The organism is Sinorhizobium sp. BJ1, from assembly GCF_002531555.1.
In the GTDB taxonomy this organism is placed as follows: domain Bacteria; phylum Pseudomonadota; class Alphaproteobacteria; order Rhizobiales; family Rhizobiaceae; genus Sinorhizobium; species Sinorhizobium fredii_B.
In genome coordinates, this window is the sequence record NZ_NWTH01000009.1 from 71,555 (window position 1) to 85,340 (window position 13,786).

Below are 13,786 nucleotides of genomic sequence, written 5' to 3' on the forward strand. Positions count from 1 at the left end.
CCGAAATACGAAGTCTGCGCACGACATGCAGTCAAGAAAAGGTTAAATTACCGTGCTCGGCCACAAGATGAAAATCGAGGCACTCTTGGAACGCCGCCTGACCGCCATTCTCGCTGCCGACGTCGTGGGCTACAGCCGTCTGATGGGAACCGATGAGGCGGGTACGCTGGCCGCGCTGAAACGGCATCGCCGCGAGTGCCTGGAGCCGAAGATCGCCGAGCATAAGGGGCGCATCGTCAAACTGTCCGGCGACGGCATGCTCATCGAATTCTCGAGCGTCGTGAATGCGGTTGCCTGCGCGGCCGAGATCCAGCGCGGCATGCTCGTCCGCAACGAGGGCCTGCCGAGGAGCAGGCGCATCGAGCTCAGGATCGGCATCCATCTCGGCGACGTGATCGTCGAGGAGGGCGACATCTTCGGCGACGGCGTCAACGTTGCGGCGCGGCTGGAGGGGCTCGCCGATCCCTCCGGCATTGCGGTATCTTCGTCGGTGCGCGATCAGGTCGGATCGAGACTGGACCTCGGCTTCGTAGACAAGGGCGAATACAGCCTGAAGAACATCGCGCCGAACATCCGCGTCTATACGGTCGCGCTCGGCGATGCGGCCGCCCGGCAGGAGCCGGAGACTGCGACCCCTTCGCTCGAGTCGGGCTATGAGTTGTCGATCGGCGTTCTGCCGTTCACCAATATGAGCCACGATCCGGAGCAGGAATATTTCTCCGACGGCATCACCGAGGATATCATTACCGATCTGTCGAAGATCTCGCGACTGCATGTCGTCGCCCGCAACACCGTGTTCACCTACAAGGGCAAAGCCGTGAAGGTGAAGCAGGCCGCCCACGAACTCGGGGTGCGGTTCATTCTGGAGGGCAGCGTGCGCAAGGTCGGCGAGCGCGTCCGCATCACCGGCCAGCTCATCGACGCGCATACCGGCGGGCATCTATGGGCCGACCGTTACGATCGCGACCTCACCGACATCTTCGCCATCCAGGACGAGATCACTCATGCGATCGTCGACCAGTTGAAGATCAAACTGCTGCCGGAGGAGAAGAAGGCGATCGAGAGCGATCCGACCACCTCCGTGGAAGCCTATACCTATTATCTGCGTGGCCGGCAGTTCTCGCATACCTGGACCCGCTCCTACCTGCTACTTGCGCGTCGGATGTTCCTGAAGGCCGTCGAACTCGATCCGAACTATGCCCGTGCCTATGCAGGGATCGCTGAATGCGAATGTGCAATCCGGGATTGGCACGAAAAGGAGTTTCCGCTCGAGAGCATTTTCGAGATGAGCGCCAAGGCGCTGGCTCTTGATCCGAATCTGGCGGAAGCGCATGCCTCACGCGGATTGGCATTGACTCACGACGGCCAAACGGAAGAGGCTGGGCGCGAATTCCGTCAGGCTCTGGCGCTCAGCCCTTCGCTCTATGAGGCGAATTTATATTATGGTCGCTTCTTGTTTGCACAGGGCCGGTTTCAGGAAGCGGTGCAGTTCTTTAAGCGCGCGGCCGAGATCCGGCCGGATGATTACTTTTCGCCGATTCATTTGATGGGCTGCTATTTCTCGCTCGGTATGGAAGCCGAGCGCCAGCGCTGGGCACGGATCGGAATCGAGCGGGCGAAAAGCGCGTTGGAGCGGCATCCGGAAAATGCGAGCCCCGCTCACCGGGGTGCCCTCGCGCTCGCACATATGGGCGAAGGGGAGCGCGCCAAGGAATGGCTGACGCGCGCGCTGGCGATCGATCCGGACGATGTGGTCGCACAGTATAATGCTGCCTGCGTGTATTCCTTGCTTGGTGAGAGCGAGCGCGCGCTCAACTTGCTGGAGACCGTGGTGCCGCAGAGTTCCAGCTACCATATCCAGTGGTTCGAACAGGACTCTGACCTAAACGCCATTCGCGATCATCCTCGCTTCCGCGCGCTCCTCCAGACGATGGCGGACTGCAGCCCCGGGAAGTGCTGATCCCGGCCCCGCGGTAAGCTCAGACTTCGATCAACCCGCGCATCACCGCCACGCAATCGCCGGAGACGCTGACCTCGCGGACCGCGCCGTCCTTCTTGCTGACGCGGACGGTTATGAGGCTGCGGCGGCCCATTTCCACGCCCTGCTCGATCGTAATCTCGATTTCGGCGTCGGGCTGCGGAAGAAGCGAAACGAGGTAGGCGCCGAGTGCCGCCGAGGCACTGCCGGTCGCCGGGTCCTCTATGACATTGTCGAGCGGTGCGAACATGCGCGCCCTGATCTGCCAGGGGCGCTCGGGGGTCCGGGCATAAAGATGCAGGCTGAAACTGTCCTCGGCGAGCGGATAACGGGCGTTCGCCTCGTGGAAGGCACTGACATTGGGCCTTGCCCGTGAGAGCGTATCGACGTCGCTGAGCTCGGCGACCGCAAAGGCGAGGCCGACCGAGATGCGCACCGGCGGGTGGCCGCGTTCACTCACGTCTTGCGGCTGCAGCGAGGCGCAGGACGCGATCGTCACGGGGTCGATGATCGGCCCTACGGCAAGCGGCTGTGGAGCGACGATCCGTGCTCCGGTGAGAATGCCGTTCTCGCTCAGAAGTGTGACCTCGACCAGCCCCGCCTTCTCTTCGAAACGCAGCTTGTTGCCCACTGTCCTGCCGAAGATTTCCTCCTGCCGCCCGAGCACGAAGGCGGTGCCGACATTCGGGTGGCCGGCGAAGGGCACTTCGGCCGTCGGCGTGAAAATGCGCACGCGAGCGGTGTTCGCCGGATCGTCGGGCGGCAGCACGAAGGTGGTTTCCGAATAGCCGAACTCCGCGGCGATCGCCTGCATCTGTTCATCACTCAGGCCGCGTGCGTCCGGAATGACGGCTAGCTGGTTGCCGGCAAAACGCTCGGCGGTGAAGACGTCGACGGTGACGTAGGAGACCGTATTCATAGGAGCCCTTGGCCAATCGGAGATGGCACAGATGTAAGATCGTTGCCAGCCCGGCCGAAACCGCAAACTTGTCTCCCTGACAATTGCTGCGGGTGATGGCAACGCCGCCGCTCAAATGAAAGGCCCGGCGACATCGCTCTGCCGCCGGGCCTTCTCCTCTCTCCCTATAGTCCGATGCGCCGCCGTCAGGCGGCCTGTTCGAGGTCCTTCTTCCAGCTGCCCTTGGCGGCGAGGCTGCACATCTTGGCGCGATGGGTGAAGGCGCGCTGGCCAGCAGCGACGTTCTCCGGCTTGCCGTTCCAGGCATTCAGCGCTTCCTGCTGCAGGGCGCGACCATAGGAGAAGGTCAGCTTCCAGGGCAGGTCGTGCGCCGTGTTCATGGCGGAGAGATGCGCGGTCGCTTCTTCGGTGGACTGGCCGCCGGACAGGAAGGCAATGCCCGGGACGGCGGCCGGCACGGTGCGCTTCAGCACCTTGATGGTGCGCTCTGCAACCTCTTCGAACGAAGCCTTGCGGGCCTTCTTGCCGTCGATCACCATGCTCGGCTTGAGGATCATGCCTTCGAGCTTCACGCGCAGGTCGCCGAGTTCCTCGAAGACCGTGCGCAGCACCCATTCGGTGACTTCTTCTGACCGATCGATCGAATGGTCGCCCGGAGCACCGTCCATCAGCACTTCCGGCTCGACGATCGGGACGATCTTGGCTTCCTGGCAGAGTGTCGCATAGCGGGCGAGCGCGTGGGCGTTCGCCTTGATCGCGCCGAAGCTCGGCAGGGCGTCAGAGACGGCGATGACGCCGCGCCACTTGGCAAAGCGAGTACCCGCTTCGTAATACTTGGCAAGGCGGGCGGCGAGGCCGTCGAGGCCTTCGGTGATCGTCTCATTGGGGAAATGCGGCAGCGGCTTGGCGCCCGTGTCTACCTTGATGCCGGGGATCGAGCCGGCGTTCTTGATGATGTCGACGAGCGGCGTGCCGTCGGCCGCTTTTTGGAACAGGGTTTCCTCATAGAGAATGACGCCGGAGATATAGTTGCGCATCGCGTCATCCGAACGCAGCAGCATCTCGCGATAGTCGCGGCGCGAGGTCTCGGTGGATTCCAGCCCAATGCCGTCGAAGCGCTTTGTGATCGTTGCGGTCGACTCGTCGGCAGCGAGCAGGCCCCGGCCGTTGGCGACCATGGCAACCGCAATATCTTCCAGTCTTTCGCTCATCTTTTTCTCCTTCGCACAGCGCCGGTCCCAGCGGGAACAGCGCATGAATAGTCTCGGTGTGAAAGACGCGAAAAGCGCCTTTCGCACCGCCGAACGGAAGGCGCGATAACAGAAGATACCCTGCGGGAAAATGGCAGTAAAACAGACTAAAACGATTTAAATAATTTTAATCGTTTGAAATATCATAATTATTTTCGGTCGTCGACCCGGACCTATCCGTTTGCCCGGGTCGAGGCACGTGCTGTTACTTCTGTTGGTGGAGGATATCGACGCCCGGCAGCGGCTTGCCCTCCATCCATTCGAGGAAGGCACCGCCGGCGGTTGAAACATAGGTGAAATCGTCGGCGACCTCGGCGTGGTTGAGGGCGGCAACCGTGTCGCCGCCGCCGGCGACCGAGACGAGCGAACCCTGCCTCGTGCGGGCGGCCGCATGCTTGGCGGCAGCCACCGTCGCCTTGTCGAAGGGGGCGATCTCGAAGGCGCCGAGCGGACCGTTCCAGACGAGCGTCTCGGCGCGCGAAATCCAGTGGTTGATGGCTTCGACCGATTTCGGGCCGACGTCGAGCATCATCGCGTCGGCGGGGATAGCCTTGATGTCGACGATTTCGTTGTCCGCACCCGCCTTGAACTCGCGGGCAATCACGCCGTCTTCCGGGAGCACGATCGCGCATCCGGCCGCGGAGGCTGCCGCGACGATCGCCTTTGCCGTTTCGGCCAGATCATGTTCGCAGAGCGACTTGCCGACGTCGATGCCCTGCGCTGCGAGGAAGGTATTGGCCATGCCGCCACCGATAACGAGGGCGTCGACCTTCTTCACGAGATTCTGCAGGAGGTCGATCTTGGTCGACACCTTGGCGCCGCCGACGATGGCGACGACCGGCCGCTTCGGATTACCGAGGCCCTTTTCGAGCGCCTCGAGTTCGGCCTGCATGGTGCGGCCGGCAAAGGCGGGCAGATGGTGCGCCAGGCCCTCGGTCGAGGCGTGGGCGCGATGAGCGGCTGAGAAGGCGTCATTGACATAGATATCGCCGTTGGCGGCGAGGGCGGCGACGAAGGCCGGATCGTTCTTTTCCTCGCCCTTGTGGAAGCGGGTGTTTTCGAGCAGCAGCACGTCGCCGTCATTCATTTCGGCAATCGCGTTGGCGGCCTTGTCGCCGATGCAGTCGGCGGCGAAGTGGACGCGCTGGTCGAGGATTTCCTCGACAGCGGGGGCGATCGTCTTCAACGACATGTCGGCGACGGGCTCGCCTTTCGGACGGCCGAAATGGGCGAGCAGGATGACCTTGGCACCCTTTTCGGAGAGTTCGCGAATGGTCGGCGCCACGCGCTCGATGCGGGTGGTATCGGTCACCTGACCGTCCTTGACCGGCACGTTGAGATCGACGCGCACCAGCACGCGCTTGCTGGCGATGTCGGTCAGATCGTCGAGGGTCTTGAAAGTCATCAGTTCGTCTCCAGTGATAGTCTCTGAAAAAGGGTGGGATAGTCGATGACGAGGCCGTCCTCGTCGACCGGCAGGTCGGCGGTGAAGCTTCGGTCTTCCGCCTCGTAGCGATAGAGCTTGCCGTCCTCGAGGCACGTGTAGTGCTGGCCGTCAACCGTCGGCTCGAAGCTGTCGAACGGCACGTAGAGCATCTTGAGCTTTGCGGTGCCGGAAGCACGCGTGAGGCTCAACCGGCGGATCGGCAGGGTATTGGTGAAGGGTGTGCCGGCCAGGTCGATGTCGATGCAGCCGTCGAAGTGGGGGAGGGCGACTCCCTTGGCGGTGCGCCAATGGCCGCCGCCGTCGGAGAGGAGATGGAGCCGGCGTCCGTCGGTCGTCTCGACGACGAAGGACGTGACACGCCAGCCGGCGTCGCAATCGATGCGGTAGCGAACCCCGTAGGCGGCCCCGCCGCGCTCGCCGATCAGAACGCTTTCGGCGCGGATGGCCGCGCCGATGGATGCGTCTAGGGGTCGGATCGTCAGATGTTCGAGCCCTTCCCCCTCGAGCGGACGCCAGCGCACCGTCGTTGAGGAAAGGGCCCGGAACATCGGTCTTAGAGCAGCTTGCCGAGGGCGACCGCCGTATCCGCCATGCGGTTCGAGAAGCCCCACTCGTTGTCGTACCAGGACAGGATCGACACGAATTTGCCTTCCATCACCTTGGTCTGGTCCATATGGAAGACCGAGGAATGCGGGTCATGATTGAAATCGATCGAGACATTCGGCTGCAGCGTATAGCCAAGGATGCCCTTGAGCGGGCCGTCGGCTGCAGCCTTGATGGCGGCGTTGATCTCTTCCTTGGTCGTGTCGCGCTTGGCGACGAACTTCAAGTCGACAACCGAGACGTTCGGGGTCGGCACACGCATGGAGACACCGTCAAGCTTGCCCTTCAGTTCCGGCAGCACGAGGCCTACGGCCTTGGCAGCACCGGTGGAGGTCGGGATCATCGACAGAGCCGCAGCACGGGCGCGGTAGAGATCCTTGTGCATCTGGTCGAGCGACGGCTGGTCGTTGGTGTAGGAGTGGATCGTCGTCATCATGCCGTGGTCGATGCCGATGGCGTCGTTCAGCACCTTGGCGACCGGCACCAGGCAGTTAGTCGTGCAGGATGCGTTGGAGATGACGAGGTGATCCTTCGTCAGCTTGTCGTGGTTGACGCCGTAGACGACTGTCAGGTCGGCGCCGTCGGCCGGTGCCGAGACGATGACGCGCTTGGCGCCGGCTTCCAGATGGGCGGCTGCCTTGTCGCGCGCGGTAAAGATGCCGGTGCATTCCATCGCGATGTCGACGCCGAGGTCCTTGTGCGGCAACTCGGCCGGGTTGCGGATGGCGGTCACCTTGATCGGCTTGCCGTTGTTGATGATGATCGTGTCACCGTCGACCTTCACGTCGGCCGGGAATCGGCCGTGGATGGAGTCGAAGCGCAACAGGTGGGCGTTGGTTTCGACCGGACCAAGATCGTTGATCGCGACGACTTCGATATCCGTGCGGCCGGATTCGACGATGGCGCGAAGCACGTTGCGGCCGATGCGGCCGAAACCATTGATGGCGACTTTCACTGTCATGTCGGGTCTCTCCTTATCAGAAAGGCGTGGGTGAACGAATGGAGGGCGCCACAAGAGCGCCCTCCGGCTTGATCAGGACAGCTTGGCTTCGGCGGCAGCGACAACCGCTTCCGGCGTAAGCCCGAAGTGCTTGTAGAGCTCCTTGTAGGGACCGGAAGCGCCGAAGCTCGACATGCCGACGAAGACGCCGTCACTGCCGATGATGTGATCCCAGCCCTGACGGACGCCCGCTTCGATCGCGATCTTGACCGGCGAATTGCCGATGATCGCCTGCTGATAATCATCGCTCTGCTCGGCGAAGAGCTCGATGCAGGGCACGGAAACCACGCGGGTGGAAATGCCCTTGGCGGTCAGCGCCTGGCTCGCCTTGACGGCGATTTCGACTTCCGAGCCGGTGGCGAAGATCGTCACCTTCGCGTCGCTCGCGGGGACCAGGTCATAGGCGCCGCGGGCGCAGAGGTTCTCTTCCTTGTATTCGGTGCGCACCGCCATCAGGTTCTGACGGGTCAGCGCGATGGCGGACGGGCGGTTGTGGCTTTCAAGGGCCAGCTGCCAGCATTCCGCCGTTTCCGTGGCGTCGGCCGGGCGGAACACCAGGAGGTTGGGGATGGCGCGCAGCGCGGCCAGGTGCTCGACCGGCTGGTGCGTCGGCCCGTCCTCGCCGAGGCCGATGGAATCGTGCGTCAGGACGTGAATGACGCGGATGCCCATCAGGGCGGCAAGGCGGATCGACGGACGGCAATAGTCCGAGAAGATCAGGAAGCCGCCGGAATAGGGGATCAGACCGCCATGCAGCGCCATACCGTTCATGGCGGCAGCCATGCCGTGCTCGCGGACGCCGTAGTGGACGTAACGGCCGGAGAAATTGTCCGGCGTGATCGAATGGGTCTGGCTCGTCTTGGTATTGTTGGAGCCGGTCAGGTCGGCCGAGCCGCCGATCGTCTCGTTGAGCACGCCGTTGATAACTTCCAGCGCATCTTCGGAAGCCTTGCGGGTTGCCGGCGACGGCTTGGTTTCCGCAAGTTTCTGCTTGTAGGCGCTGATCGCCGGGGCAAGGCCGGCTTCGAGCTCGCCGGAGAAACGGCGGACGAAATCAGCCTTCGTCTCGGCAGCCTCGAGCCGCGCTTCCCATGCCTTGCGGGTCTCGGCCGAGCGCTTGCCGGCGAAACGCCAGGCGTCGAGCACGTCGGCGGGAACGGCGAAGGCTTCGGCTTGCCAGCCGAGCGCCTTGCGGGTGGCGGCGACTTCCTCGGCGCCAAGCGGCGAGCCGTGCACCTTGTGGGTGCCGGCCTTGTTCGGGGCGCCGAAGCCGATAACGGTCTTGCAGGCGATCATCGTCGGCTTGTCGGACTTCTGCGCTTCCTCGATCGCGGCGGCGATCGCTTCCGGATCGTGGCCGTCGACGGCGATCGTGTGCCACTTGCTGGCGCGGAAGCGGGCGTGCTGGTCGGTCGAGTCGGCGATCGAGATCGGCCCGTCGATCGAAATGTTGTTGTCGTCCCAGAAGACGATGAGCTTGTTGAGCTTCAAGTGGCCGGCAAGCGCGATCGCTTCCTGGCTGATGCCTTCCATCAGGCAGCCGTCGCCGGCGATCACATAGGTATGGTGCTCGATGAGGTCGCTGCCGAACTCGTCGCGCAGCTTGCGCTCGGCGAGCGCCATGCCGACGGCGTTGGCGATTCCCTGTCCGAGCGGGCCCGTCGTCGTCTCGATGCCGGCGGCGTGGCCATATTCCGGATGGCCTGCCGTGCGCGAGCCGAGCTGTCGGAAATTCTTGATTTCGTCGATGGTGATGTCTTCGTAGCCGGTGAGATAGAGCAGCGAATAGAGCAGCATCGAGCCGTGGCCGGCCGACAGCACGAAGCGGTCGCGGTTCGGCCAGGCGGGGTTCTTCGGGTCGAAGCTCAGGTAGCGGGTGAAGAGAACCGTTGCTATGTCGGCCGCCCCCATCGGGAGACCAGGGTGGCCGGAATTTGCCTTCTCAACGGCGTCCATGGAGAGGAAACGGATCGCATTCGCCATCCGGTCGTGTTTTTCGCGAGAGATCATGACTGTTCCGTTTGCGTTCGGTGGTCAGGGGACGGTCTCTATCCTCCAAAGACCGTACGAGAAGCGGCCGAACACATAGCAGGTGCGCCGCCCGAGTCAACAAATACAGGCCTTCCGCCGCCCGTGATGGCAACGTTTTTGCGATCTTTCCCGGGTCGCGGGATCGCGCCGCAAGCATATCATTTGCAGATAAAATCAGCGATCCACAGCTTGCAGGGGGCAATTGGCGAAGGCGCCATTGTTGAGACTTATGTATTGGGTTTAAAAAGGGCGATCCGAGGTGGCCGGAACCCTGGTCGATTCGGAGCGCGGAGCGAGACGTGTTCAGGCGTTATACGTGGATCGCTCTGCCACCTTGTTTGGGCAATGAGAAGGCGTTCCAGCCTGCTCACCCCTCTGGAGAGGTTTCGAAAGAGATGCCTGCAAAGACGGTCAATGCGGCGATCGAGGAATTGCGAAACGCGGTTCAGTCTCTTGAAATCGCAATCGACGGCCGCTTTGACAAGGAAAAGGACGTGAGCGAGTTCGAGGGCGAAGTGCGCCGGGTCAATACGGACCGGTCGCGGCTGGCGCAGGAACTCGACCAATCGCAGTTCCGGGCCAATCGACTGGAAGAGGTCAATCGCGAGGTTTCCCGTCGCTTGGTGACGGCGATGGAAACCATTCGGGCAGTGCTGGATCGCTGAGGTTCTTGAAGCATGGCACAGGTGACGGTGACGATCGACGGCAAGGCCTATCGCATGGCCTGCGAGGAGGGGCAGGAGGATCACTTGAGCGATCTCGCCGCCCGGTTCGATCAATATGTCAGCCATCTCAAAGGACAGTTCGGCGAAATCGGTGACCTGCGGCTGACCGTGATGGCTGGCATTATGGTCATGGACGAGCTGAGCGAGGTCAATCGGCGGCTGAAGAACCTCGAGGCCGAGGTCGGCAACCTGAAAAACAGTCGCGACGCGGACCTTTCCGACCAGGCGAGAAGTGAGGAAACGCTCGCCTCGGCGCTGGCGGAGGTCACGGCGCAGATCCAGGATATCACCGCCAAGCTCAACGGCCGGTCGGTCGCCCCGGCAAATTGAAGTCACCCGGGCTTCCGGACAGCGAATTGTCGATTTGAGCGCGTTTTCCGCAGAACCCGCTCTGGCGAAAACGGTCAAGACGTTCTATATCTGCCCGGCGGTCTGCGCTTCCCGACAGGAACCACAATCCCCGGGGCCATACACGATCTCAAGGGAACTGTCCCTGTCCGGACTCGTGGGTCTGGACACACGGTGCCCACCTACTTTGTAGGTACCCGGGATCGTAAACAATCCACCGGTCGTCGTGGATCGCACTCCTTCCTTTTCAATCGGTGCCCCGAAAGGCACGGCGAATGGCCTCGGCCATTGCGTCGATCGTCGGGGAACGATGATCCGGCCTTGTACGCAAGACGACGTTCGACATGTCAATGATGCCGAAGCCGTCCTCTTCGGCCAGCTCGCGGCAGCCGGCGGGTATGGCGCTGCGCGACATCGGGGCGATGGCGAGACCTGAAACGACCGCGGCGATCAGGCCGCTGCTCGTGCGGCTGACATAGGCAACACGACACGCGATGCCTCGCTTCTTCAGACTAAGCATGGCGAGATCGTCGCACCACCCGCCTTCATAATGGGTATAGGTGGCGATCGGCACCGGCCGCCGCTCGTATGTGCCGTGCTGGTCGGAGCTGGCCCAGACGGTGGGATCCACCATCAACACTTCATTCCTGGTGCGGCCTCCGGGCTCGAAGACGACGGCGATGTCGATCTCGCCCGCCTCAAGCGATGTCAGATTGGACATCGAATGTCCCTGCTGCACCGTCACCTCGACATTCGGGTGAGTTGCGGCGAAAGCGCCGAGCGCCTTCGGCAGGGTGGAGTTGATATATTCCTCCGATATTCCGATGCGGACCGAGCCATCCAGGGCAGGCTCGCGCAGGGCCGCCGCCGTGTCGTCGAGGAGCGCAACGATCCGCCGCGCACTGTCGACGAGGCGCCGGCCCTGCGCCGTCAGCACGACGCCCCGGGAGTGACGCTCGAACAGTGTGAAGCCGAGAAGATCCTCGAGTTTCTTGATCTGCATGCTGACGGCCGACTGCGTGCGGCGAACGGCATCGGCAGCCCGCGTCAGGTTACCCGTATCGGCAACCGCAAGAAAGGTTCTGAGCAGGTCGCTGTCGAGCGGAAGAGACATGGCATCGCCATTAGAGAATCTGATGATAGTCATGTTCGCAATTCGTTTGTCTCATGTCAACGAAGGGCGGAAGATCGGTCGTCCCGTCTTATCGAGGCTCCTGTCATGCCTGTACTGGTTGTGCCTGCATCTCCGACCTCCCGGCAATCCTCCCCGTGGGTGGCCGCCGTCGAACATTTCCGGTTGCGCCGCGCAATCGAGGCCTATTGGACGCTGGTCGGCGACCGTTGCGATCCGCACCTCATCGCCGACGCCAGTCACCCCGAGAGCGAGCCATCGTCGGCCGGATGGTGGCCGGACCCGGTTCGGCATTCCCATTGGATGCTATGAGATAAGGTCGAGCCTGGCGGCGCGGAAGACGGCTTCCGCGACACTGTTGGCCTGCAGCTTGCGCATGGCCTCTTCCAGGGCCTGGTCGATCCGTTCCATCGGAATGTCGGTTTCGCGCATCATCTCCAGCCGCGTCCGGCCACGGGCCGCAAGGGTGAGGCAGCGCAGTTCGAGCGGGCCGAGCTGGTCGATCCTGTCCGTCATGGACACGCCCTCTCCTTCAGAACGCTCGGCAGATCGCCGACTCGTCCAATCATTGAAAGCATGGACCTATTTGCATGCGCAGGGCGTCCTGCGAAGCCGAACTGCGGCAAGTGGTGAAGAGCGAGTTAATGCTGTTTCGATATGGGAAGGGTGGAGGTCTGTCGCGAAATGTTGCAAAAGCGACGGGGGGGCACGGGTTCAGTTCGCCTGCGATCTGCACTATCTCGTGGCCCGTCAAGAACGGTTTGCCGAAAGGGAGGCTTGATGTCACCGAAGGACTTGAAGGCCGCGCTGCGGACGGAGCGTCTGGCCATGCGCGACGCCATGCCGGCGGAAGCTCGGATCGAGGCGAGCCTTGCGATGGCGGATCACGCCGCCGAGATCATCGCCCTCGATCCCGGCCACGTCGTTTCGGGCTTCTGGCCGATCCGATCGGAGGCGGACATCCGGCCGCTGATGGTGCGGCTCAAGGATCGCGGTGCGCGACTTTGCCTGCCGGTGATCCTCGACAAGAAGACCATCGTGTTTCGCGAGCTCGCCGACGGCGTGGCGGTTGTCGAAACCGGTTTCGGGACGACGGGTCCAGGCCCGGAAGCACCGGAACTCGACCCGGACATCATGCTGGTGCCGCTCTCCGCCTTTGACGCGGTTGGCCATCGTATCGGCTACGGCGCCGGTTATTATGACCGCGCGATCGACCGATTGCGCAGCAAAGGCCACGTGCCGCGCCTGATCGGGATTGCATTCGACTGCCAGGAAGTGGCATCAGTGCCGGCGGAACCGCATGACGTGGCGCTGGACGCCGTGTTGACGGAGAGCGGTTTTCGACATTTTTGAGCGCGCTGATTTGGGTGGATTCGACCTTGATCATCGTGATCCAAGCGGGATTGAGCAGCATGCGACTTCTGTTTCTGGGAGATATGGTTGGCAAGACGGGCCGTACTGCGGTCTGGGAGCGCCTCCCGGGACTGGTAGGTGATCTCAAGCTCGACTTCATCGTCGTCAATGGCGAGAACGCCGCCGGCGGCTTCGGCATCACCGAGGACATCTTCCTGGAGACGATCAGCGCCGGTGCCGACGTGGTGACGACCGGCAACCATGTCTGGGACCAAAAGGAGGCCGTGGTCTTCTGCGAGCGGCACGACCAGTTCCTGCGCCCGGCGAACTATCCGGCCGGCACGCCCGGTCGCGGGTCCAACCTGTTCTTTGCCCGCAACGGCGCCCGCGTGCTGGTCGCCAATGTCATGGGCCGGGTCTTCATGCATCCGGAGCTCGATGACCCGTTCAAATGCGCCGAGGCGATTCTCGAGGCCTGCCCGCTCGGAGAACAGGCCGATGCCGTGGTCTTCGACTTCCATGCCGAGGCGACAAGCGAGAAACAGTGCTTCGGCCACTTCGTCGACGGGCGCGCCAGCCTCGTGGTAGGCACCCATACCCATGTGCCGACCGCCGATCACCAGATCCTCAACGGCGGCACCGGCTATATCAGCGACGCCGGCATGTGCGGCGACTACGATTCCTCGCTTGGCATGGAGAAGGAAGAGCCGCTCAATCGTTTCATCTCCAAGATGCCCAAGGGCCGCTTCGAGGCGGCATCCGGTCCAGCCACCATCTGCGGCGTCGGCGTGGAGATCTCCGACCGCACCGGACTTGCCGAAAAGATCGCGCCGCTCCGGCTCGGTGCCCGGCTTGGCGAAACGATCCCGGAATTCTGGTCCTAGGCATCGGACGCGTTCGGCCGCTGAAGCGGCGCCTAGCCATTTTCTGGCGCCTGCGCGCCAATGCTTTTTTCAGTGACAGAGTTTGAAAATGGTGGCAGGTTAGCGCGCAAAATCAG

General features: G+C 62.7%; 13 protein-coding genes and 1 other RNA gene. 6 read left to right on the top strand and 8 right to left on the bottom strand.

Features of this window, described 5'->3' with window-relative positions; translation table 11 throughout:
* Positions 1-67: 67 nt before the first annotated feature.
* The gene (locus CO676_RS14850; protein WP_245424319.1) at positions 68-1,960 is read left to right on the top strand and encodes a tetratricopeptide repeat protein; all 1,893 of its coding nucleotides are present in this window, start codon (positions 68-70) and stop codon (positions 1,958-1,960) included.
* Between the two features lie 19 nt (positions 1,961-1,979).
* On the opposite strand, the gene CO676_RS14855 is transcribed toward CO676_RS14850, so the two are convergent.
* The 6 genes from CO676_RS14855 to tkt all read right to left on the bottom strand — a co-directional run bounded on the left by CO676_RS14855 (position 1,980) and on the right by tkt (position 9,207).
* Entirely contained in the window at positions 1,980-2,897 is a 918-nt protein-coding gene (locus tag CO676_RS14855; RefSeq protein WP_097521629.1) for a PhzF family phenazine biosynthesis protein, read from the bottom strand.
* Positions 2,898-3,082: 185 nt separating this feature from the next.
* On the bottom strand, positions 3,083-4,108 hold the full coding sequence (locus CO676_RS14860) for a class I fructose-bisphosphate aldolase (protein WP_097521630.1): 1,026 nt from the start codon (positions 4,106-4,108) through the stop codon (positions 3,083-3,085).
* Positions 4,109-4,352: 244 nt separating this feature from the next.
* Positions 4,353-5,552 (bottom strand): phosphoglycerate kinase, encoded by a 1,200-nt coding sequence (locus CO676_RS14865; RefSeq protein ID WP_014765869.1) that lies wholly within the window; start codon positions 5,550-5,552, stop codon positions 4,353-4,355.
* Positions 5,552-6,142 (bottom strand): putative glycolipid-binding domain-containing protein, encoded by a 591-nt coding sequence (locus CO676_RS14870; protein WP_014765868.1) that lies wholly within the window; start codon positions 6,140-6,142, stop codon positions 5,552-5,554. The genes CO676_RS14865 and CO676_RS14870 overlap by 1 nt, the downstream gene beginning before the upstream one ends.
* 5 nt (positions 6,143-6,147) lie before the next feature.
* A complete protein-coding gene (gene gap, locus CO676_RS14875; RefSeq protein ID WP_014765867.1) occupies positions 6,148-7,158 on the bottom strand; it encodes a type I glyceraldehyde-3-phosphate dehydrogenase in 1,011 nt (336 codons plus the stop codon).
* A 72-nt stretch (positions 7,159-7,230) separates the two neighbouring features.
* Complete coding sequence (gene tkt / locus CO676_RS14880; protein ID WP_097521631.1) at positions 7,231-9,207, bottom strand: transketolase; 1,977 nt, start codon at positions 9,205-9,207, stop codon at positions 7,231-7,233.
* A 416-nt stretch (positions 9,208-9,623) separates the two neighbouring features.
* Here tkt and CO676_RS14885 point away from each other — a divergent pair, with 416 nt between their 5' ends.
* From CO676_RS14885 to ssrS, 3 genes are all read left to right on the top strand, one after another.
* A complete protein-coding gene (locus CO676_RS14885) occupies positions 9,624-9,893 on the top strand; it encodes a DUF4164 domain-containing protein (RefSeq protein WP_012709307.1) in 270 nt (89 codons plus the stop codon).
* Positions 9,894-9,905: 12 nt separating this feature from the next.
* Positions 9,906-10,283, top strand: a complete 378-nt coding sequence (locus tag CO676_RS14890) for a cell division protein ZapA (protein WP_097521632.1) — start codon at positions 9,906-9,908, stop codon at positions 10,281-10,283.
* A 96-nt stretch (positions 10,284-10,379) separates the two neighbouring features.
* A non-coding RNA gene (gene ssrS / locus CO676_RS14895) (6S RNA) lies at positions 10,380-10,538 on the top strand.
* Between the two features lie 10 nt (positions 10,539-10,548).
* Here the strand turns inward: ssrS and CO676_RS14900 are convergent.
* Positions 10,549-11,448 (bottom strand): LysR family transcriptional regulator, encoded by a 900-nt coding sequence (locus tag CO676_RS14900; RefSeq protein ID WP_144340132.1) that lies wholly within the window; start codon positions 11,446-11,448, stop codon positions 10,549-10,551.
* Between the two features lie 291 nt (positions 11,449-11,739).
* Positions 11,740-11,949, bottom strand: coding sequence for a transcriptional regulator (locus CO676_RS14905; RefSeq protein WP_014765862.1), 210 nt, complete (start codon positions 11,947-11,949; stop codon positions 11,740-11,742).
* 264 nt (positions 11,950-12,213) lie between these two features.
* On the opposite strand from CO676_RS14905, the gene CO676_RS14910 reads away from it, so the two are divergent.
* A complete protein-coding gene (locus CO676_RS14910) occupies positions 12,214-12,786 on the top strand; it encodes a 5-formyltetrahydrofolate cyclo-ligase (protein ID WP_014765861.1) in 573 nt (190 codons plus the stop codon).
* Positions 12,787-12,845: 59 nt separating this feature from the next.
* Positions 12,846-13,670, top strand: a complete 825-nt coding sequence (locus tag CO676_RS14915; protein WP_014765860.1) for a YmdB family metallophosphoesterase — start codon at positions 12,846-12,848, stop codon at positions 13,668-13,670.
* Positions 13,671-13,786: the final 116 nt, after the last annotated feature.

Excerpts from the sequence above, each read along its gene's own strand:
- CO676_RS14850 (WP_245424319.1), top strand. The coding sequence starts at position 68 with ATGAAAATCGAGGCACTCTTGGAACGCCGCCTGACCGCCATTCTCGCT.
- CO676_RS14855 (WP_097521629.1), bottom strand. The coding sequence starts at position 2,897 with ATGAATACGGTCTCCTACGTCACCGTCGACGTCTTCACCGCCGAGCGT.
- CO676_RS14860 (WP_097521630.1), bottom strand. The coding sequence starts at position 4,108 with ATGAGCGAAAGACTGGAAGATATTGCGGTTGCCATGGTCGCCAACGGC.
- CO676_RS14865 (WP_014765869.1), bottom strand. The coding sequence starts at position 5,552 with ATGACTTTCAAGACCCTCGACGATCTGACCGACATCGCCAGCAAGCGC.
- CO676_RS14870 (WP_014765868.1), bottom strand. The coding sequence starts at position 6,142 with ATGTTCCGGGCCCTTTCCTCAACGACGGTGCGCTGGCGTCCGCTCGAG.
- gap (WP_014765867.1), bottom strand. The coding sequence starts at position 7,158 with ATGACAGTGAAAGTCGCCATCAATGGTTTCGGCCGCATCGGCCGCAAC.
- tkt (WP_097521631.1), bottom strand. The coding sequence starts at position 9,207 with ATGATCTCTCGCGAAAAACACGACCGGATGGCGAATGCGATCCGTTTC.
- CO676_RS14885 (WP_012709307.1), top strand. The coding sequence starts at position 9,624 with ATGCCTGCAAAGACGGTCAATGCGGCGATCGAGGAATTGCGAAACGCG.
- CO676_RS14890 (WP_097521632.1), top strand. The coding sequence starts at position 9,906 with ATGGCACAGGTGACGGTGACGATCGACGGCAAGGCCTATCGCATGGCC.
- CO676_RS14900 (WP_144340132.1), bottom strand. The coding sequence starts at position 11,448 with ATGACTATCATCAGATTCTCTAATGGCGATGCCATGTCTCTTCCGCTC.
- CO676_RS14905 (WP_014765862.1), bottom strand. The coding sequence starts at position 11,949 with ATGACGGACAGGATCGACCAGCTCGGCCCGCTCGAACTGCGCTGCCTC.
- CO676_RS14910 (WP_014765861.1), top strand. The coding sequence starts at position 12,214 with ATGTCACCGAAGGACTTGAAGGCCGCGCTGCGGACGGAGCGTCTGGCC.
- CO676_RS14915 (WP_014765860.1), top strand. The coding sequence starts at position 12,846 with ATGCGACTTCTGTTTCTGGGAGATATGGTTGGCAAGACGGGCCGTACT.